Origin of the sequence: Thiohalocapsa sp. ML1 (assembly GCF_001469165.1) — a bacterium.
Taxonomy (GTDB): Bacteria; Pseudomonadota; Gammaproteobacteria; order Chromatiales; family Chromatiaceae; genus Thiohalocapsa.
Map to the genome: position 1 here is coordinate 97,760 of NZ_JABX01000015.1, position 19,844 is coordinate 117,603.

Genomic DNA, 19,844 nt, shown 5'->3' on the forward strand with positions numbered 1-19,844 from the left:
CCGACACTAGCTCACGCCGGCGCTACTGCGCCTTTCTTGAGTAGGCGCGCCGCGACACGGAACAGGTCCGGCATGTCGAGCCGGCCATCCGCGCGACGGAACATGACGCCGATCCGCTCCAAGGTCTCGAACAGCTCGCGGGGACCGCCGCGTCCGTCATCTGGGAAGGGCGGGAGGTAGTCCCCGTTGCCGGCTTCTTGTCGGATACGCCGAATCGTTCCTGCGTTGCCCCAGACGTCGAACACCGCTTCCTCATGCTGGGGCAGCAGCAGCCCGGCCATGGGGGCGAGCACGCGCTTGATCCAGGGAAACTCGTAGTGCAGTTGATCGACCCGGGTGCGGGATGCGGCGCGCAAACCATGGCGAATGCCGTCTGGCGTAATGACTCGATCATCTGGCGGCGGTCCATACTTTGCCGCGGCGATCATCATCCCCAGGAAGCTGCGGGGCGTGACCTCGCCGCGGGCATCCGCCAGATGCGCGATGGGCCAGCGGTAGGTGCTGCCCTTCTTGTAGGCGTAGGTGCCCTTGCCCATGTATTGACCGGCAAGCAAGGACATGAGCCGCTCCTGGTCTCGGGCATCGCTTGCCAGGGACCAGCGGCGGGTCAGGATACCCTTTCTGCTGCCGGCCGCCAGCCCAAGTGTCGCTAGCGCCGTGTTGAACGCTTTGCGCGCCCCCTCGTCTTCCGCAAGGGCAAGCCTCGAATAGAACAAGCCATACAGGTCCCGCGCCGACCATTCGAGCCGCACCGCACCGGTCTTGAGCTTGGGCAGCTCAACGAAGCGCAAGGCATCATCCTCGATTTGATCAGGCCGCAGAAAGAGCTTAAGTCGAATGGAACGGTAAGCCCGCATCGCCCACACCACCTCCAGCAGCGCTTCGGTCAATCGTCGCCGACGCGGCCAGGTTCTGGCGACGGTATCCAATGCATCGTATACAACGAGCAGCATGCGGCCCTCAGCCCGTAGCTGGTGCTCGTGCTTAATGAGCAGATCTTCCCGCGCCTCCGGATCTCTTGCCCGCGCAAGAAACTGCTTAGGCCGAACAGGTAGAGAACCCCGCCGGTCCGCAGCGCCCAGGATCGTCGCCCACCAGAAGGCTTTCGCGTCATCAATGGACGCATCATGCGGCACGGCCGCATTCAGCGAATCCTCGCCAATGCCGTCCGGTCCGCCGATACCCGTGTATCCGAAGCCGACCTCGATCTTCGAAAGGCCAAGACGCGGATAGGCGACAGACGCCTCATCGCGGGTGTCGGTCTGCCCCAGCACGCCAGACCAGAAACTCTTGCCGGTCCCGCGTGCGCCCAGCACGATCGGCGCGGATGGATCCAATGCGGCGGCGTGGGTGTCAGGCGCATACATTTCATCGACACGAGCGACATGCTGACCGACCGCGTCGTTGGATACGTCTGCCGGGATCTCGGCAATCGCTCGACGGATCGCCTGAAACCTCCCGGCATCAATCTTCATGCCCCGCCTCTCGAGCGCTTGGGACAGCACTGTGTATGTGGCCGAGAAATGTTCCAAAGGTCGCGCGGTACAAGCCCTCGGCGAGCAGATCGCCGCGCCTGAGCGGGTCAAAGCCGCGATAATTGCCATCGTCGGCGATCGCCACCGGCTCCCCTAGTCCCCAGTCTTCCGATTGCAGCACAGCATCGTCCGGCAGGGTTTCGTCCCATTCCGGATCATTGAAGGGCTCCGCCGGCACGAGCGCACCCGCATGCGGGCGGGGCGGGCGCGGTCCAAGCCCCATCTCCTCCACCAAGTCCCGGCAACGCTCCGCGAAGGCCCGTCTGCTCTCGGCAGACGTTGCCTTGCCCTGCACCACCGTGAGTCGGGCAAGCCACTCCGGCGCCGCGGCAGCGTCCGGGTCCACAAAGCGCGCCAAGTGGGCGAGCAGCGCCCGAAAACCCTGGAAGGTCTGCGGCTCGTCGAGACCGAAAAGCAGCACCTCAGCCCCGAGACCGAGCACGGCGGCCGCGGTGGATTCGTGCAGGCCGGCGCGGGCGTCGATCAGGATTGCGTCGTAACGATCTGGGTCCGAGAAGCGCTGCAGAAGCTCTGCGACCTGGTCCCGGAATGTCGCCACACCACCCTCTGCCCGCACATCTTCGGTATAAGCGCGGGATAATTTCGCCAATATCTCGCCCGCATTGACGAGGGACTGCCGCCCGAAGGCGGGCATCACGTCAATGCGCCCGAGCCCGCCGGCAAGCCCCGAGGGACCAATCAGGTCCGCGAGGAAGCGCTCGTCGAGGCCCGAGATGCCGTTCTCCACCAAGGCATCCAGGGTGCCGAAGGCCGGCAGCGTGTCATCTTCCAGCAGCATCGGCCCAAGACCGGGCGCCTCTAGGTCCAGGTCCACCGCCAGGACCCGAAGCCCCCGGGAAGCCAAGTCGGCTGCGGCCACTGCCAATGCCGTCGAGCGTCCTACGCCGCCCTTGAGACTAGCGAAGACCAGCCGGGGCGGCGGCCCTGAGGCCTCGGCGGGCGTTCGCAGCCAGTCTGCGCCCACCATGCGCCGGTCGACCAGCCGAATCCGATGCTCCCCGACGGACAGGCACAGCGCGTTAGGATCCTCCAAGACCCGGGACGCCCCGAAGTCGTCCGCCCCAGCCAGGACGCGGTCCGTCCGGGCGTATTCGCCGAGCTGTTCGCGCAGCACCGCGCTCACCCGATCGTTGGTTTCTCCGTCCAATGGAGAGCCGGCGAAAAAGGCGAGTCGCCCCGCGGCATCGCGTAGGGTCGCACCGCCGCCCAGCACATCCGCGCCAAGCTCATCATCGATGACCTTGCAGAGTATCGGCAGGCTGTCGTCAAAACGTATGGACACAATCAGCCCCTTAGGTATCGATGGAGGAAACGACTTGACGTGCTTGCTCGCGCCATTTTTCGACCCACTTCGAGTGCACCTCGGAGCCGGGCGCATACCGCATCGTCGTGTCCCATTGGCTCATGAAATTCGGGTCCGCAATGAAACGCCGCAAAGTGCCGCCGAGCCGCGTTTGAGCCTGCGCCTCCAGCATTATCCGAAGATCCGGAAAGTGCGCAAAGAATGGGTCATCTTTTCTGCGCTTCGACCGGTCCAGTGGCTGCATGCCTGCCTGCTGCATCATCGCTTTGATGGCACATTCCGCCGCAATGCCGTAAAGGTAGCCGGAGACTGCCTCGTGCGGGGCCTTGTCAAAAAGGGCGTTGGCAGCGTTGAGATGACGATGCGCCGCGTTCCGAAGGTCTATCGAATAGGCCATGTCTTGTCGTTATGTAGCGCTAGCGGGATGGACGGAGCTTACCGATACGGCATTGTAGTTCAAGCGGTCGTCAGGCAGGCCGGCCCGCATGCTACTCCTCATGCAACGCCGCCACCGGGTCGAGCGCGGCGGCGCGCAGCGCCGGCAGCACGCCGGCGGCAAGGCCGATGAGCACGGCGGCAAGCTCGGCCAAGAGCACGAAGTCCCAGGCGGTGCGGGTCGGCAGCGCGGGGATGAGCGCACCGATGAGCCAGGCGCCGCCGGCACCGATGGCGAAGCCGAGCGCGCCACCCGCGAGCGCGAGCAGCGTCGCCTCCAGCAGGAACAGCGCAAGGATCTGCCCGCGCCCGGCGCCGAGCGCCCGCAGCAGGCCGATCTCGGCACGGCGCTCGGCCACCGCGATGGTCATGATGGTGAGGATGCCGATGCCGCCCACCACGAGCGAGATGGCACCGAGCGCGCCGACGACGGCCGTCAGCACGTCCAGCACCGAGCCCAAGACCTCCAGCATCTGGTCCTGGGTGGTTATCGTGAAGTCCTCGCGGCCGTGGCGGCGGATCAAAAGCTCCTTGACCCGCTCGGCAACGGCTTCGCTGTCCGCGGCGCCGTCGTAGAGCAGGTCGATCTCCATCAGCCCCTCGCGGTCGAACATGGCCAGCGAGCGCTGCACCGGGATGAACACGGTGTCGTCGAGGTCGAAGCCGAGCATCTGCCCCTTGGGCTCCATGATGCCGATGACGCGAAACGGCTCGCCGCCGATGCGGATGCGCGCGCCGAGCGCCGGCGCCCCGCGGAACAGCTCGCGGTGCAGCTTGGCCCCGAGCACGGCGACGGCCCGCCCGGCGCCGTCCTCCGGCAGAAAGCGCCCCTGCGCCGGGCGCATGGCCCAGATCGCCGGCACCTCCGGCCCGGCGCCGAAGACCATGGTGCGCCGGCTGCGGCTGCCCGCCTCCACCGCGGCGTTGCCGGACACCACGCCCACCACCGCCTCCACGTCCGGCACCCGGCGCAGCGCGTCGACATCGGCCAGGGTCAGCGGCCGGACGCTCGCAACCATGGCGCCGGACATGCCCATGGTGCTCGTCTTGCCCGGGTTCACGGCGATGAGGTTGGTGCCGAACTGCGTGAACTCCGCCAGCACGAAGCGGTGCACGCCCTCGCCGATGGCCGTCAGCAGCACCACCGCGGCGACGCCGATGGCGATGCCCGAGAGCGTCAGCAGGCTGCGGCCGCGGCGGGCGAAGACGGAGCCCAGGGTGTAGCGCGCGACATCGATGGGGTGCATGGGTTTCCGGCTGTTCGTTGGGCGGTGCACGTTTCAAACTTCAACCTTCACCCTTCAAACTTCAAACTTCAAACTTCAAACTTCATTCAGCGCCCGCACGGGATCAAGCCGCGCCGCCCGCCGCGCCGGCAAAAACCCGAACAGCAGCCCGGCGCCGATGGAGACGACCGCCGCCGCCAGCGGCGCCCAGACCGGCACGACGAGCTGAAAGGCCGGAAAGTAGGCGTTGAAGGTCCACACGCAGGCATAGGCGAGCAGGATGCCGGCGACGGTGCCGGCGGCGGCGAGCAGCAGTGCCTCGGTGAGGAACAGCCCGAGCACGTCGCGATGGCGCGCGCCGAGGGCCTTGAGCAGGCCGACCTCGGCGGTGCGCTGGGACACGGAGACGAGCATCACGTTCATGATCAAGACACCGGCGACGGCGAGGCTGATGGCGGCGATGCCGGCGACGGCGAGCGTCAGGGCGCCGAGGATGCGGTCGAAGGTGCCGAGCAGCGCGTCCTGGGTGATGACCGTCACGTCGTCCTCGCCCTCGTGCCGTGCGCGGATGATGGCGCGGATGTCGGCGGCGGCGGCCGCCAGGGACTCGCGCCCGCCGGCCTGCACCAGCACGCGGAACAGGCCGGGGTTGTCAAACAGCGCCTGCGCGCTGGCCACCGGAATCACGGCGACATCGGCCATGTTGCTGCCCAAGGACACCCCGCCCTCGGCGAGCAGCCCGATGACGCGAAAGCGCCGGTCGCCGATGCGCACGCGCTGGCCGACGGGGTTGGCGGCGCCGAACAGTTCCTCCGCCAGGGTCTGTCCGAGCACGGCCACCGGCGCGCCGCGCTCCGGGTCTCCAAGCGGCAGAAAGCGCCCGGCGGCCATGTCGAGCCGGCGCACGTCCGCATAGTCCGCCGTGGAGCCGAGGATGGTCACCTCGCGCGAGAGCGCGCCCGCCGATACCTCCGCGGCACCGACCGACACGGGCGCGACGCGCGCCACATGCCGCGAGCGCAGCAACGCCAGCGCATCGTCCAGGGTCAGGTCCCGCGGCGTCTCGCCGAGCAGCGGCGGCGCACCGCCCGCGGTCTCGTTGCGGCCCGGGATGATGATGAGCAGATGCGTGCCGAGCTGCGTGAACTCGTCCAGCACATAGCGCCGCGCGCCCTCCCCCAGCGCCGACAACAGCACCACCGCGGCGGTCGCAAAGGCCATCGCCGCCAGCGTGAGCCAGGTACGGGTCGGGTGTGCGGTCAGGGCGCGGGCGGCGCTGGCGAGGGTGTCGGTGGGGAGCATGCCTTGAGGAATCGCTGGCAGAGACAGCCGGGGCGCCCGCGAGCCATGACGCGATGCGTTATACTCGCAGTCCATGATCCGGGGATTCGCCGACAAGCAGACGGAGTGCATCTGGCGCGGCGAGCGGGTCAGGCGACTGCCGCCGGAGACCCAGCGCATCGGCCGGCGCAAGCTTCGCATGCTGAACAACGCGCAAAATCTCCAGGACTTGCGCGTGCCGCCCGGCAATCGCCTCGAGCAACTGAGCCGAGACCGGGCCGGCCAGCACAGTATCCGCATCAACGACCAATGGCGCATCTGTTTCCGTTGGGACAACGGCGACGCCTACGAGGTCGAGATCACCGACTATCACTGATATCGATTGACCAAGACATGAGCATGAATGCAAGGCTCGACAACATCCATCCCGGCGAGGTGCTGCTGGAGGAGCTCTTGGAGCCCCTCGGGATCAGCCAGAACCAGCTCGCGCGCGACATCGGTGTGCCGCCGCGGCGCATCAACGAGATCGTGCACGGCAACCGTGCCGTTACCGCCGATACGGCGCTGCGCTTGGCCCGCTACTTCGGCACCTCCGAGGGCTTCTGGATGGGGCTCCAGTCCGACTACGACCTGGAAGAAGCCCGCCTGCGGCTCGGCGATCGGCTGGCGCAAGAGGTGCGGCCGCGGGCGACATGAAGGCGTGACGGCTTGCGGCGAAATGGCTTAACTTATGCAGAACAGACAGATGGAGGCCAGTCATGCCCAGCGATGTCGAGAATCTGACTCACGAGATGCTGCGGCGCGTCCACGCGAAGCTCGACGACATGCAAGCGGAGATGCGCCTGCGCTTCACGGGTGTCGAGACGGGCATCGCGGCCATCAAGCATCACCTCTCCGCGTTTCACGCCCTCGATGCCACGCACGCCGATGAGATTGCGGATCTGCGGCGACGCTTAGAGCGCCTCGAGCGCCGGCTGGAGTTGGTGGACGGGGACTGACCGCTAAGCCTCGCGCGCGGCCGGGTCGAATTCCAGCCGCCCGGCCGCCTGATACAGATCCCCCAGCGCGTCCTCGGCCCGGTCGTAGATCGCCCGCAGCGCCGGGTGCCGGCGCAGCACGGGGTGGCTGCCGAGGTACTGGTAGATGTAGTCCAGCGCCACGGCGGCGCGGTCCATCAGCTCGAAGTAGTGGCCGTCGTTGATGTCCGGCGCGTCGTCGTCGGGCACCAGCGTCTCGCGCCCGTCCACTGTGCGCAGCTCCAGGATCGGGCGCCGGCAGGCCTGGAGGAACCAGCGGATGTCCTCGCGCAGCTCGGCCGGACTCTCGCCGAAGGGCTCCATCGGGCTCGCGGTCCAGTTCTCGATGCGGCCTTGTTCGTCGTAGTAGACCTCGTGAATCGCGTAGGTGGCGCCGCCGTCGTCGTCGCCGGTGGGCTTGCGGATCACGCGGTGGTTCCAGTGGGTCATGGCGGGCTCCGGTGGTGCTGAGTCAAGCGTGGACGTTGCCGGGGAGTCTTTTGCGTATCCCGCCATTCTCGTTGCGGGGCTCTGCCCCGCAACGCGGTCTTGGCGGCGCTGCCGCCCGCAGGGCGCAGCGTTGCCGAGCCGGGGCGGACGGCGGAGCCTTCCCGTGCGTGCGTCGAGGCGGAGTTTAGGCGCGTATGGGAGGGTAACGGGCGACTGGAGTCGCGCTGCCCCGGGCCGACTGAAGTCGGCGCACCCAAGGGGCCGACTGAAGTCGGCGTACCCGGGCCGCGCCGGCTAGACGGCCGGCGGGCCGAGGATGGCGCCGTCGTCCATCTGGATGCGCCGCCGGGCGCGCTCGCCGAGTGCCGGGTCGTGGGTGACGACGATGAGGGTCAGACCTTGGCTGTTGAGGGCTTCCAGCGCCTCGATGACCTCCGCGCCGCTGGCGCGATCCAGGTTGCCGGTGGGCTCGTCGGCGAGCAGCAGGCTCGGGCGGGTGACCGTGGCCCGCGCGATGGCGACGCGCTGGCGCTGGCCGCCGGAGAGCTGGTCCGGACGGTGGTCGGCGCGCGGGGTCAGCCCGAGCGCGGCGAGCGCATCGGCCACCTGCCGGCGGCGCTCGCGCACCGGGGCGCCGGCGAGCATCAGCGGCAGCTCGACGTTCTCGGCGGCGGTAAGCCGCGGGATCAGATGAAACGCCTGGAAGACGAAGCCGATGCGCTCGCGCCGCAGCCGTGCGCGGCGCTCCTCGGGCAGCGTCGTCGTCTCGGTGCCGTCGAGCCGGTAGCTGCCGGCGTCGGGGCGGTCCAAGAGCCCCAGGATGTTCAGGAGCGTGCTCTTGCCGGAGCCGGACGGCCCCATGACGGCCGCGTAGTCGCCGTCTGCCAGGGTCAGGTCCAGGTTGCGCAGCGCGTGGACGGTCTGGTCGCCGACCTGGAAGCGGCGCTCGATGCCGGTAAGCTCGATCATGGGCGTGACGCGGGCTCGGCGGGCGGCGCCTCAGTCGGGCGCTGCCGTGTCCTCGGCGACGGCCGCCGCACCGGGCTCGACGCCGTCGCGGTCCAGCGACAGCACCACGCGCTCGCCGGCCGCGAGCCCGGCGGTGACGGCGGTGCGCTCCCAGTTGCCGATGCCGGTCTCGATGTCGCGGGACGCGAGCAGACCGTCGGCGCCGAGCACCATGACCCGGTCCGGCTCGGCGCCCAGGCCGGGCTGGATGGCAGCCGTCGGCACCACCAGCGTCGCCGTCGCGACGGCGGTGACGACCTCGACATCGGCGCTGTAACCCGCGAGCAGCGGCGGGTCGTCCGGCGGCTCGGCGATGACGACCTCGATCTCCACCGTGCGCGCCTGCTTTTCCTGATCCAGCACGTAGGGCGCGATGCGCCGCACGACGCCAACGAATTCACGCTCCGCGTAGGCGTCCAGAGTCACCCGTGCCTCGTCACCGAGCCGCACCCGTGCTGCGTCCACCTCGTCTATCGGTGCGGAGATGTAAAAGCAACTGTCGTCGATGAGGTCCACCGCCGGCGGCGTCGGGATGCCCGGCGGCGACGGCGTGACGTATTCGTTGAGCTCGCCCGAGACCTCCGCGACGACACCGGCGAAGGGCGCCGTCAGCCGCGAGCGCTCCAGCTCCGCCTCGGCGACCCCGACGCGGGCGGCGGCGACGCGCGCCGTTGCGCGAGCGGCCTCGCACTCGGCACGGCCCGCCGCGGCGGCGGTCTGGGCGCGGTCGATGGCCTCCTCGCTCGCCATGCGGCGCTCTTGCAGCTTCTCCTGCCGGGCGGCCTCGCGGGCGGCCTGCTCGGCGTTCAGGCAGGCGGCCTCGGCGCGGGCGATGCTGGCCTCGGCCTCGCGCTCGGCGAGGCGCATTTGCGCGAGCAGGTCGCGATTCCAGAGCGCGAGCAGCAGCTCGCCCGCCTCGACCCGGTCGCCCTCGTGTGCCGGCAGCTCCGCGATCTGCCCGCCCATGGCCGGCGCGAGCCGTGCCCGCCGACAGGCCTTGACGGTGCCGGCGCGGGTGTTGGCGACGATCTCCTCCACCTGCCCGCGCTCGACCTCGGCGACGCGCACAGCCACCGGCTGCGGGCGCGACCAGACCCACCAGGCCGCCCCGGCGGCGAGCGCGAGCAGCAATATCAGGATTGGGCCGATGGGGATGCGCACGTGCTGGGCGGGGACGACCCGGTGCCTAAGGTCGGCTGGTCAGCACAGCGCGCAGCGGCTCGCGATGAGCCGGATCGCGTCGCGATTGGTCCAGGAGCCCACCAACCGCGCGGCATCCTCTGCGCGCAGCCAGCGATGATCGCTGTGCTCGTCCGCCGCCAGCCGAATCAGCCGCCGCCCCGGCAGCGGCAGCGCGAACCAGTGCTCGCGGTTGAAGCAGACCCCGGGCCGATAGCGCGCCCGCCAGGCGGGCTTGATGGGAAAGAGCCGCGTGCTGTGCAGGTCCATGAGCGCGCCGCCGCCGCAGAGGCCGGTCTCCTCCCGCAACTCCCGCAGCGCCGCCGACCGCGGCGTCTCACCCGGCCGCAGGCTGCCGGTGACGGACTGCCAGAAGTGCGGCGGGTGCACGCGGTCCAGCAGCAGGAAGTCGCCCGCGTGGGTGAAGACGACGACGAGGACGGAGATGGGACGCTTCGCGCGCTCGACATCGCCGCGCGCCGCACTGGCAAATCCATCCGCTCCCAGCGAGCCCGAGGTCATGGACATGCCCCCGGGCGCCTCATGCGGGGCCTGCGGCAGAATGCACCACCCGCTCGACAGCGCGCTTCTCCTCTATTATTTTTCACTGCCAGTCATCGTTCATCCGGGGTGGCCAATGAGGGCGTCAATCGTAAGTCCGACCTGTGGGGGGCGCTGGCTCCCGCGCTCCAGCGTGCGAGCAAGGGCGAACGCTCTGCGTCCCCGAGCCGCTCGATCGCAACGAATGGCTGGCCGTTCTGGCAATACTATAAACACGAAGCCGGCGTCCGGCGCAGTCTCGCCGAGCTGAGAGACCGCTGAGCATGGCCGCCAAGCGCGTGCTCTTAGATCTGAACTTCCCCGCGTTTCAAGCGGATCTGTTCAACCTCGACGTCAGCGAGCTGAAACCCGTCCTCAAGACCCTGCGCAAGCTGCGCGGGCTGGACTGGCCCACGCTCTACAGGGACCACGGGCTGAACTGGGAACAGATCAAAGACGCGCCAGGGCGCTTTACGATTCGACTGTCGCAGCGCAGCCGCGCTGTCGTCCGGCGGGACGGAGATTACGTCCGCTTCATCGCCTTGCATACGGACCACGACAGCGCCTACGGCAAGAAATAGGCAGGGCTGCGCGTCAATGCTTGCCGTTGCTCGCAAGCCGTTCTGCCAACGACTCCAGGTCTGTCTCCGACGGCAGGTTGTCGTCCATCCAGGCATCTGCGGCCTGCAGCCGCTCGCGCATCTCGGCCGTGTAGAGCCAAGCGTCGCATTCCGGGATCACCCGCATGGGCTTGAGCAGTATCGAGCCGTCGTCGCGCACCTCGACATCGAAGTAACGGCCCGCGAACTGCTTGCCCAGGGACAACTGGCCGCTGTTGCCTACCATCTTCAACATGGTTCGGGATTCCTCCTGAACAAGGATCATGCGGCATGATATGCGGGCCGCATGACAGCCCGCAACAAAGCCGGCACGCCCCTAGCCCCTAGATTGCTTGCCGGCGCCAAATGTTTGCTGATGAGTCAAGTTTCGACGGGGCGTCGGACTCGCGAGGTGCGTCGGGATCGGGGTCGAAATCGAAATCGAACCGGGTGCCAGCCGATCCCGATCCCGATCCCGATAGCGATTTCGATAGCGATGAGCACGACTCGTCGGTCTGAGGTGAAGCCTCCCTAGCCCCTGAACATCAGGCCCGAAGCTTGATCCGCAGCGCCAGCTCCTTAAGCTGCGCCTCGTCCACGGCTGACGGCGCGTCGGTGAGCAGGCAAGAGGCGGTCTGCGTCTTCGGGAAGGCCATGACGTCGCGGATGGACGGGCTGCCGGTCATCAGCATCACGAGCCGGTCCAGCCCGAAGGCGATGCCGCCGTGGGGCGGGCAGCCGTACTTGAGCGCGTTGAGCAGGAAGCCGAAGCGCGCCTCGGCGTCCGCGTCGCTGATCTTGAGCAACCGGAACACGCTTCGCTGCACCTCCTCGCGATGAATACGGATGGAGCCGCCGCCGACCTCGGTGCCGTTCAGCACCAGGTCATAGGCACGGGACTCGACACCGCCGGGATCGGACTCCAGGCGCTCCAGTTGGTCGTCCTTGGGAGCGGTGAACGGATGGTGCAGCGCGACCCAGCGGCCCGTGCTCGGGTCGTGCTCGAACATCGGGAAGTCCACGACCCAGAGCGGGCGCCAGCCGGACTCCGCCAAGCCCCGCTCGTGGCCGAGCTTGGTGCGCAGCGCGCCGATGGCCTCGTTGACGACGTTGGCCTTGTCGGCACCGAAGAAGATCAGGTCGCCATCCTGCGCGCCGGTGCGCGCCATGATGCCGGTCACCGCGGCATCGGGCAGGAACTTCAGAATCGGCGACTGCAGGCCCTCGCGGCCCTGCGCCGCCCACTCGTTGACCTTGATGTAGGCGAGCCCCTTAGCGCCGTAGATGCCGACGAACTTGGTGTAGTCGTCGATCTCCTTGCGCGAGAGCTCGGCGCCGCCGGGCAGGCACAGCGCCGCGACGCGGCCCTCCGGGTCCGCCGCCGGGCCGGCGAAGACCTTGAAGTCCACCTCGCCCAGCAGGTCCGCGACATCCACCAGCTCCAGCGGCACGCGCAGGTCCGGGCGGTCGGAGCCGTAGCGGCGCATGGCCTCGGCATAGGTCAAGCGCGGGAAGGGGTCCGGCAGGTCCACGCCCAGCACCTGCTGGAACAGCGTGCGGATCATGCGCTCCATCAGGCCCGTCAGCTCGGCCTCGTCCATGAACGAGGTCTCGATGTCGAGCTGCGTGAACTCGGGCTGGCGGTCGGCGCGCAGGTCCTCGTCGCGGAAGCAGCGCGCTATCTGATAGTAGCGATCGAAGCCCGACATCATCAGCAGTTGCTTGAAGAGCTGCGGCGACTGCGGCAGCGCGTAGAACTCGCCCGGGTGCACGCGGCTCGGCACCAGGTAGTCGCGCGCGCCCTCGGGCGTGGACTTGGTGAGGATGGGCGTCTCGATGTCGAGAAAGCCCTCGGCGTCCAGGAAGGCACGCATGGTGGCCGTAATGCGCGAGCGGATGCGCAGGCGATGCTGCATCTCCGGGCGACGCAGGTCGATGTAGCGATAGCGCAGCCGCACCTCCTCGGAGGTGTCGGTGTGGTAGTCGTCGAGCTGAAACGGCGGCGTCTCGGCGCGGTTCAGCACCCTGAGCCCGAGCCCGAGCAGCTCCACCTCGCCGGTGGGCAGGTGCGGGTTCTCGGTGCCGTCGGGGCGGCGGCGCACACGGCCCTCGACGGCGACGACGAACTCGCTCCGCAACTGCTCGGCCAGCGCGAAGATCTCCGCGCGGTCCGGATCGAACACCACCTGCACCAGGCCGCTGCGATCGCGCAGGTCCACGAAGATGACGCCGCCGTGGTCGCGCCGACGGTGCACCCAGCCGGCGAGCCGAACGGTCTCGTCGAGGAGTCCGGCGTGAAGCTCGCCGCAGTAATGGCTGCGCATGGTGGTCTGTCCCCTTGGGCGCCGGCCGAGCCGGCGCGTGAAAACGACACGGGCGGCTCAACGCCGCCCGAAAAAGCAGATCAAGATAGCGCCCGGTCGCCCCCCGCGCAAGGCAGGCACGGCGGGCGGGCGACCGGGTTACCTCAGCTCGCGGCGGCCGCCTTCGGTGCCGGCTTGTCGGCGGGCTTGGCGGCGGGCTTGTCGGCCGGCTTGGCGGCGGCGGCCTTGTCGGCACCCCCGGCGGTGCCGGGCTTGTCCGTGGACGTATCCTTTGCGGGCGCCTTGTCCTTGGCGTCCGCCGGCTTCTCGCCGCCGTCATGCAGGTTCTTCTTGCCGTCCTTCTTGAAGTCGGTCTCGTACCAGCCGGCGCCCTTCAACCGGAAGGCGGCGGCGGTGATCTGCTTTCTCAGCGCCGCAGCACCGCACGCGGGGCAGTCGGTCAGGGGGGCATCGCTGAGCTTCTGTAGCGCATCGAGCTCGTGGCCGCAGCTCTCGCAGCGATAGGCGTAAATGGGCATGGTCGCAAATCCTCACCGGGGGTATCGAACAACCCGCACATGGTAGGGTTACGGGCACCGCTTTCAAAGCACTCGCTACTTTGACAAGCTCAATGCGCCCGCCACTCTGCTGACGGGCCTGGACCGCCCCACCAAGGCGCAGCTCACGGCCGCGATGGCAGACCATGTGCTCACCCAGGCCGAGTTGGTGGGCACCTAGCGCAAGGGCGACTGACGACCGCCATCGGGAGGACTCAAGCACATGGCAGCACCACGCAGCATCCTCATCACCGGCTGCTCCAGCGGCATCGGCCACGCCTGCGCGCATGGGCTGGCGGCGCGGGGCTGGCAGGTCATCGCCTCCGCGCGCAAGGCGACGGATGTGACGCGGCTCGCGGACGAGGGCCTGACCACGGTACAGCTCGATCTCGACGACCCGGCGAGCATCGCGGCCGGGCTCGATGCCGCGCTGGCACACACCGGCGGGCGGCTTGATGCGCTGTTCAACAACGGCGCCTACGGCCAGGCCGGCGCCGTGGAGGACCTGACGCGGGACGTGCTGCGCGCACAGTTCGAGACCAACCTGTTCGGCTGGCACGAGCTCACCTGCCGCGCCATCCCGCTCATGCGCGCCCAAGGGCACGGGCGCATCGTGCAGAACAGCTCCGTGCTGGGCCTGATCGCCCTGCCCTTCCGCGGCGCCTATGTGGCGAGCAAGTTCGCGCTGGAGGGGCTCACCGATACGCTGCGCCTGGAGCTGGCCGGCAGCGGCATCCACGTCAGCCTCATCGAGCCCGGGCCGATCTTGAGCCGCTTCCGCGAGAACGGCTATGCGATGTACTTGCGCACCATCGATGCCGAGCACAGCGTCCACCGCGACGCCTATGCTCGGATGGAGGCCCGTCTCACCACGGAAGGCCCGGCACAGCCCTTCACGCTGCCGCCGGAGGCGGTGCTGAACAAGCTCATCCACGCCCTCGAAAGCCCGCGACCGCGACCGCGCTACTACGTCACCTTCCCAACCCATCTCATGGCCACGCTCAAGCGCCTGCTCGGCACCCGGGCGTTAGACTCGACGCTGATGCGCATCAGCCGCGGCGGCGGCGGTTGACCGCGACGGTCGGATGCTGCGCGCTGGCTAGCCCGCGCTCGCCAGTTCCTCGGCCAGCAGGCGCAGCCCAATGGCCTCGACCTGTTCGGTGATGGGGTAACGATCATCGCCGGCATGCACCAGCAAGGCCCGCGTCGGCCGGAGGTCCGCGATCGCCTTGCGAGGCGTTGAGCAGCCCACCCTGCAGATGCGCGAGCATGGTCCAGAGCCGCTCCAGCGTCGCCGCCGGGATACGCGGCCCGAACAACGGCACGTCGCGCTCCAGGTAGGTGCGAATGAAGTCCCGGCGCAGCCGCCAGACTGTCCGCATCGCTGTCGGCCAGGTACGGGTCCGGGAAGCCGCCGCGCAGCCAAAGCCGTTCCCGCGCCGCGCGGTCGCCGGGAATCTCCAACGCCGTCAGCGTCGTCAGCTCAATGTAGGCAATGCGCCCGGCCAGACTCTCGCCGGACTGGCGCAGCAGGTCGATGGACGCCGAGCCGAGGATCAGAAAACGGCCCTTGCCCTTCTGCCTGCGGCGCCCGCGGTCGATCACCCCGCGCAGGGTGTCGAACAGCTCCGGCATGCGGTGGATCTCGTCCAGGATCACCAGCCGGTCCTCGGCGGCCGCAAGGAACAGGGCCGGGTTGGCGAGGCGGTTGCGGTCGTCGCGCTCTTCCAGGTCCAGATAGAGTGCATCTCGCCCCTCGCCAATCGCGAGCGCCTCGGCGCGGCTCGATGCCGCGTCGGCGGCGTCTGGGCTGATCAGAGAGCACATGCGCAGTGGTCCGCCCGGCGGCGCGGCATGGCCAACCGCCCGGCGCCCGCGCCGCAGATCGCGCACCGGGGGCATTGAGCCCCCGGCGCGCGAAGCCGGCTGAAAGCCGGCGCTCCCAGTCCGTGCCGGCGCGGTGTCGAGCGATCCCTCAGTTTGGGACACCTTTTTGAGAGCCATCAGCGACTTCCGAGAGTCCGACCCCCGAACTTTGCCTGCCCATCCGCAAAGCTACCACTTGTTGATCCGCTCGCTACTGTCTTCCAGCCTCAGGTGGGTGCCGCGCTGCGTCAGCTCCTTGACCTCGTCCACAGGAGCCGGGCCGCGGCGGCTCACACCGGCGCCGGCAGCTCCACCGGATGCGCCTCGCTCTGGGCGAAGTAGCGGCGCAAGAATTCGTCGAAGTCGATGGCGTCGGCGGCCTCGATGGCACGCTGGCGGTGGAGCGAGGTGGCGGCTAGATCCGCAAGCCAGGCCCCACGCTCCGCGGATGGCGGGGCGGCCAGGAAGCGCTCGCGGTGCTGCTCCGTGAGCCGGCGAGCGAAGGCCGCGAAGCCCTCGCCACGCTCGCGCATCTCGGCGAGCATGCGTGCGGAGGGGGTGAGCGCCGGGTCTACAACCTTGGCTTGCTGTGCCTTGAGGCTCGCCACGAAGCGGTCGCCGCTACCGGCATCGTCGAGCAGCTCGGCGAGGGGCGCCATGGCGTCCAGCACCCGTGCGGCCCAATCGCGCAACGTCGGCTGCCGATCCCCGGCCTGAAGCCTGAGGCCCGGTGCTCGCCCTTGGTGCGCCGCAAGCACTTGGTTGGCGTCGATGGCGCGGCGCTCACGGGCGTCGATGCGCGGGCTCTCGATGAGCAGGCTGTAGAGCATCAGGAGCTTGAGGAAGCACATGGTCTCCAGGTCGATGCCGAGCGGATGGTAGGCATTGACGTCCACGGAGCGCAGCTCCACATAGCGCACGCCGCGCCGGCGCAGCGCCAGCGTCGGGCGTTCCATCCAATCTGTGATCTGCTTCGGGCGGACGGTGCTGTAGTACTCGTTCTCGATCTGCAGCACGTGGTCGTTCAACTGCTCGTAGCCGCCGTTGACCTTGATGCCGATGGTCTCGTACTGCGGACAGGGCGTTTCGATGGCCCAGGTGAGGCTCTTGATGTAGGCATCGAGGCTATCGTAGCTGGCCTTCATGCCCGTGCCCTCTTCCTGGCGGTTCTGATAGCCGATGTCGCCCATGCGCAGCGACGTGGCATGGGGATAGAAGAAGGTGTTGGCGTCGAAAGATTCCAAATCCGTCGTCACGTCCTGCACGAAGCTCTTGCACACCGCGGGCGATGCCCCGAACAGGTAGGGCACCAGCCAGCCGAGCCGTTGCAGGTTGCGCACCATGCCCATGTAGGACTCGGCGCGAAAACCCAGCACCGCGCGCTCAGCGTCGCCGCCGTCTGCCAAGCGCGGCGCCGGCGCCCGCATCGAGGCAAGCCGCGGCCACAGCGCCTCGTCGACCGAAAAGTTGAAATGCACGCCGGCGATGATCTGCATGATCCTGCCATAGCGGTTGCCGAGGCCGCGCCGGTAGACCGTCTTCATCTGCGCCGCGTTGGACGTGCCGTAGCGCGCGAGGGGGATGTCCGCGCCGCCGTGCAGCACGCAGGGCATGCTGCTCGCCCACAGGCGCTCGTCGCCGATGTGCCGATAGACATGGGCGTGCAGGTCGGCGAGCAGGTCGAGCACCTGCTCGCCGTTGCCGAGGGCCGGCGTCACCAGCTCGATCAGGGCCTCGGAGAAGTCCGTGGTGATACACGGATGCGTCAGCGGCGAGCCGAGCGCCGCGGGGTGCGGGGTGGGTGCGACGGAGCCCGCGGCGCTGACCCGCAGCGCCTCCTTCTCGAGCCCCACGAGCCCGCCGGCGAGGGCGGCGCGGCCGGCGTCGTCGGCGAAGGTACCGAGCAGAGCCGGGGCGAGCTCAAACGATGCGCGCCCGCTCATGCCGTGGCCGCCGCAGCGCTCGGCACAGGCGCGGCCACGAGACGGCCCGCACGCGCGAAGTCGCCGCGCCCGTCGGCGCGGCAGAGATGAAGTGACTGCAACATGGTGGTGCGGCGGCCCAGCCGGGCCTCAGGGCGGGCTTCCGGAATCGCTCAGTCGCGCATCGCCGCGCGCGGGCGATCTGCGGCGTCCTGCATGAGGATGACGTCGGCGAGGATACGTGCCGCCTCCTCCGCCTGGATGCGCTCGATGACCTCCTGCTGGCGCTCGAGGGCCTCCTCGTCCACCTCGTCGGCGTCCTCGTCCACGGGACGCACGCCGCGGGCGAGCAGGAAGCGGTCGCGCTCGGTCTTGAGCACTTCGTCGCGGCGTTCGGCCTCGCGGCGCCGCTCGCTCTCGCGCAGGGACACCTCCTGCTGCCGGTTGATCTCGGTGAGCACATCGCCGCGGGCCGTCAGCATCTTGAAGCCCTCGTCCTGCTGGATGCGCTGCGCGGAGCGCTGGCGGAGCGGCACCACGTCCACGGAGCGATAGGGCGAGTACTTAGCCGGGCGAATGCGGTCCCAGGGCAGCGCGTTGTCGAGGGAGCGCTCGCCGTGGTCGGCCAGGTCCGGCCCCAGGTCGAAGCGGATATCGGGCTCAACGCCCTTCAACTGCGTGCTGCCGCCGCTGACGCGGAAGAACTCCGCCATCGTCAGCCGCAGACGGCCGAGCTCGGCGGCGCTGCCCGGCATGTAGCGGTCGAGGTCGATAAGCGTCTGCACCGTGCCCTTGCCGAAGGTGGGCTCGCCGATGATGACGCCGCGGCCGTAGTCCTGGATGGCGCCGGCGAAGATCTCGGACGCCGACGCGCTGTTGCGGTCCACGAGCACAGCAAGCGGGCCGTCGTAGACGACGCCCGGGTCCGGGTCCACCTCCACATCCACCTTGCCGAGCGCGTCCTTGACCTGCACCACGGGACCCTCGTCGATGAAGAGCCCGGTGAGCGACGTGGCCTCGGTGAGCGAGCCGCCGCCGTTGCCGCGCAGATCGACGACGAGGCCGTCGATGCCGTCCGCCTGCAGCTTGCCGATGAGGCGGCGCACGTCGCGTGTGGTGCTGGTGAAATCGTTGGTGCCCTCAGACTCGGCGCGGAAGTCGCGGTAGAAGGCCGGCACCTGGACGACGCCGATGCGAAGCGCGGAACCCTGCCCCGGTACATCGATGAGGTAGGACTTCGCGGCCTGGTCCTCCAGTTGGATCTCGTTGCGCACCAGCTCCACCTCGCGCGTACGCCCGCCGGAGCCGGATGCCTTCGGCAGGATCTGGAGCCGCACCGTGGAGCCGCTCGGGCCGCGGATCTTGTCCACGACGTCCTGCAGGCGCCAGCCGACGACGTCTTCCATCTCACCGCTGCGACCCTGGCCGACGCCGATGATGCGGTCACCGGTGTGCACCTGGCCGGACTGGCGTGCGGGCCCGCCGGGGATGGTGCGCTGAATCACCGTGTACTCGTTCTCGCCGCTCAGCACGGCGCCGATGCCCTCCAGCTTGAGTCGCATGCTGATGTCGAAGTTCTCCGATGTGCTCGGCGACATGTAGCTCGTGTGCGGCTCCAGCGTGCGCGTATATGCGTTGACGAAGGCCTGGTAGACATCGTCGGCGGTGAACTGGTGGATGCGCCGGGCGATGCCTTCGTAGCGTTTGCGGAGCTGGTCGCGGATCTCACCCTCGGGCTCGTCGGCGAGCTTGAGCGTCAGGTAGTCGTACTTGACGCGCTGGCGCCAGAGGGCGTCGAGCTCCGCGTCGGTGGCCGCCCAAGGGGCGTCCTTGCGGTCGAAGCGGTAGGTCTCCGGACGCTCGAAGTCGAAATTCTGGTCCAGCAGCGACAACGCATAGTCGATGCGGCTGTCCACGCGCATGCGATAAACGCGGAAGATGTCGAAGGCGACGTCGAGCTTGCCTTGGTCCAGATCCTGGTCCAGCCGGTTCGCACCGCGCGCGAAGCGATCAACATCGCGTTGCAGGAAGAACGAGCGGTTCGGGTCCAGGTCCTCGAAGTAGTTGAGCAGGCTCTGCTGGGCAAAGGCGTCGTCCAGCCGGAAGCTGCGGTAGTGGAAGCGCTCCAACACCTTGTTGATGACCAGGGTCGTCTTGCTCTGGCGCTCCGACGGGAACAGCTCGGCCAAGCCGACGGGCGTGAACTCGGCAACCGCCGCGCAGGACACGCAGAGCCAGGCCGCCAGCGCGACGAGCAACGTCGCGACACGCGGCCGGCGCCGGCTGGGCCGGGCGGGCGACGCGGTACCGCAGGCGAAGGCCCTCGACGCGGCGGTCGCGATGGGAAGGTCGGAGCGATTGGTGGTTCGGATCATGTACTTTGCAGCCATCGACGGGCTCGAATCTAGGGTGGGGCGGGGCGCGCGCCGCGAGACCGTTGCCCAAAGTCAGACAGTAACGACAGCTTGCGCGGAGTTCAACGACTTGAACGCCGGCATGGTCCCGACAGCGGCCGTCCGGGCGGCGATTCGCACGCGAGCGGGCAACGCGGCAGTTCGGTTGTATCGTCCTCAAGGGCCTCAACCACTTGCGAAAGGCGCCAA

The 19,844-nt window shown here is 68.7% G+C and carries 19 protein-coding genes and 1 pseudogene; 5 read left to right on the forward strand and 15 right to left on the reverse strand.

The window, feature by feature from the left end; all coding sequences use genetic code 11:
- Positions 1-11: 11 nt before the first annotated feature.
- The 5 genes from ML01_RS11660 to ML01_RS11680 form a co-directional block, all read right to left on the reverse strand.
- Positions 12-1,475, reverse strand: coding sequence for a hypothetical protein (locus ML01_RS11660; protein ID WP_058555600.1), 1,464 nt, complete (start codon positions 1,473-1,475; stop codon positions 12-14).
- The gene (locus ML01_RS11665) at positions 1,465-2,838 is read right to left on the reverse strand and encodes a KGGVGR-motif variant AAA ATPase (protein WP_058555568.1); all 1,374 of its coding nucleotides are present in this window, start codon (positions 2,836-2,838) and stop codon (positions 1,465-1,467) included. The genes ML01_RS11660 and ML01_RS11665 overlap by 11 nt, the downstream gene beginning before the upstream one ends.
- A gap of 10 nt (positions 2,839-2,848) precedes the next feature.
- The gene (locus tag ML01_RS28685; RefSeq protein ID WP_058555569.1) at positions 2,849-3,256 is read right to left on the reverse strand and encodes a hypothetical protein; all 408 of its coding nucleotides are present in this window, start codon (positions 3,254-3,256) and stop codon (positions 2,849-2,851) included.
- A 91-nt stretch (positions 3,257-3,347) separates the two neighbouring features.
- Entirely contained in the window at positions 3,348-4,541 is a 1,194-nt protein-coding gene (locus tag ML01_RS11675) for an ABC transporter permease (RefSeq protein WP_058555570.1), read from the reverse strand.
- 75 nt (positions 4,542-4,616) lie between these two features.
- Positions 4,617-5,822, reverse strand: a complete 1,206-nt coding sequence (locus ML01_RS11680; RefSeq protein ID WP_058555571.1) for an ABC transporter permease — start codon at positions 5,820-5,822, stop codon at positions 4,617-4,619.
- A gap of 73 nt (positions 5,823-5,895) precedes the next feature.
- Here ML01_RS11680 and ML01_RS11685 point away from each other — a divergent pair, with 73 nt between their 5' ends.
- The 3 genes from ML01_RS11685 to ML01_RS11695 all read left to right on the forward strand — a co-directional run bounded on the left by ML01_RS11685 (position 5,896) and on the right by ML01_RS11695 (position 6,799).
- Positions 5,896-6,177: a type II toxin-antitoxin system RelE/ParE family toxin gene (locus ML01_RS11685; RefSeq protein ID WP_058555572.1), complete on the forward strand. Its 282-nt coding sequence runs from the start codon at positions 5,896-5,898 to the stop codon at positions 6,175-6,177.
- A 23-nt stretch (positions 6,178-6,200) separates the two neighbouring features.
- Complete coding sequence (locus ML01_RS11690; protein ID WP_082674195.1) at positions 6,201-6,497, forward strand: HigA family addiction module antitoxin; 297 nt, start codon at positions 6,201-6,203, stop codon at positions 6,495-6,497.
- A 62-nt stretch (positions 6,498-6,559) separates the two neighbouring features.
- Positions 6,560-6,799 carry a hypothetical protein gene (locus tag ML01_RS11695; protein ID WP_058555574.1) on the forward strand — a complete coding sequence of 80 codons (240 nt, stop codon included), beginning with the start codon at positions 6,560-6,562 and terminating at the stop codon, positions 6,797-6,799.
- 3 nt (positions 6,800-6,802) lie between these two features.
- Here ML01_RS11695 and ML01_RS11700 read toward each other — a convergent pair whose 3' ends face one another.
- The 4 genes from ML01_RS11700 to nudB form a co-directional block, all read right to left on the reverse strand.
- Positions 6,803-7,267, reverse strand: a complete 465-nt coding sequence (locus ML01_RS11700; protein ID WP_058555575.1) for a hypothetical protein — start codon at positions 7,265-7,267, stop codon at positions 6,803-6,805.
- A 294-nt stretch (positions 7,268-7,561) separates the two neighbouring features.
- Positions 7,562-8,236, reverse strand: a complete 675-nt coding sequence (locus tag ML01_RS11705) for an ABC transporter ATP-binding protein (RefSeq protein WP_058555576.1) — start codon at positions 8,234-8,236, stop codon at positions 7,562-7,564.
- 30 nt (positions 8,237-8,266) lie between these two features.
- Entirely contained in the window at positions 8,267-9,436 is a 1,170-nt protein-coding gene (locus ML01_RS11710) for an efflux RND transporter periplasmic adaptor subunit (RefSeq protein ID WP_058555577.1), read from the reverse strand.
- Between the two features lie 39 nt (positions 9,437-9,475).
- Positions 9,476-9,982: a dihydroneopterin triphosphate diphosphatase gene (gene nudB, locus ML01_RS11715; protein WP_371258209.1), complete on the reverse strand. Its 507-nt coding sequence runs from the start codon at positions 9,980-9,982 to the stop codon at positions 9,476-9,478.
- Between the two features lie 296 nt (positions 9,983-10,278).
- Between nudB and ML01_RS11720 the strand changes: the two genes are divergently transcribed.
- Positions 10,279-10,575, forward strand: a complete 297-nt coding sequence (locus ML01_RS11720; protein WP_058555578.1) for a hypothetical protein — start codon at positions 10,279-10,281, stop codon at positions 10,573-10,575.
- Positions 10,576-10,588: 13 nt separating this feature from the next.
- Here ML01_RS11720 and ML01_RS11725 read toward each other — a convergent pair whose 3' ends face one another.
- The 3 genes from ML01_RS11725 to ML01_RS11735 form a co-directional block, all read right to left on the reverse strand.
- Complete coding sequence (locus ML01_RS11725; RefSeq protein ID WP_058555579.1) at positions 10,589-10,849, reverse strand: hypothetical protein; 261 nt, start codon at positions 10,847-10,849, stop codon at positions 10,589-10,591.
- A 289-nt stretch (positions 10,850-11,138) separates the two neighbouring features.
- A complete protein-coding gene (gene aspS / locus ML01_RS11730) occupies positions 11,139-12,917 on the reverse strand; it encodes an aspartate--tRNA ligase (protein WP_058555580.1) in 1,779 nt (592 codons plus the stop codon).
- Between the two features lie 143 nt (positions 12,918-13,060).
- Complete coding sequence (locus ML01_RS11735) at positions 13,061-13,435, reverse strand: FmdB family zinc ribbon protein (RefSeq protein ID WP_058555581.1); 375 nt, start codon at positions 13,433-13,435, stop codon at positions 13,061-13,063.
- A 241-nt stretch (positions 13,436-13,676) separates the two neighbouring features.
- On the opposite strand from ML01_RS11735, the gene ML01_RS11740 reads away from it, so the two are divergent.
- A complete protein-coding gene (locus ML01_RS11740; protein ID WP_058555582.1) occupies positions 13,677-14,525 on the forward strand; it encodes an SDR family oxidoreductase in 849 nt (282 codons plus the stop codon).
- Positions 14,526-14,971: 446 nt separating this feature from the next.
- Here the strand turns inward: ML01_RS11740 and ML01_RS31340 are convergent.
- The 3 genes and pseudogenes from ML01_RS31340 to ML01_RS11755 all read right to left on the reverse strand — a co-directional run.
- A pseudogene (locus ML01_RS31340) lies at positions 14,972-15,457 on the reverse strand (AAA family ATPase); the annotation flags it as partial.
- A 152-nt stretch (positions 15,458-15,609) separates the two neighbouring features.
- The gene (gshA, locus tag ML01_RS11750) at positions 15,610-17,262 is read right to left on the reverse strand and encodes a glutamate--cysteine ligase (protein ID WP_082674191.1); all 1,653 of its coding nucleotides are present in this window, start codon (positions 17,260-17,262) and stop codon (positions 15,610-15,612) included.
- Positions 17,263-17,414: 152 nt separating this feature from the next.
- Positions 17,415-19,631 carry a carboxy terminal-processing peptidase gene (locus tag ML01_RS11755; RefSeq protein WP_254045226.1) on the reverse strand — a complete coding sequence of 739 codons (2,217 nt, stop codon included), beginning with the start codon at positions 19,629-19,631 and terminating at the stop codon, positions 17,415-17,417.
- Between the last annotated feature and the right edge of the window lie 213 nt (positions 19,632-19,844).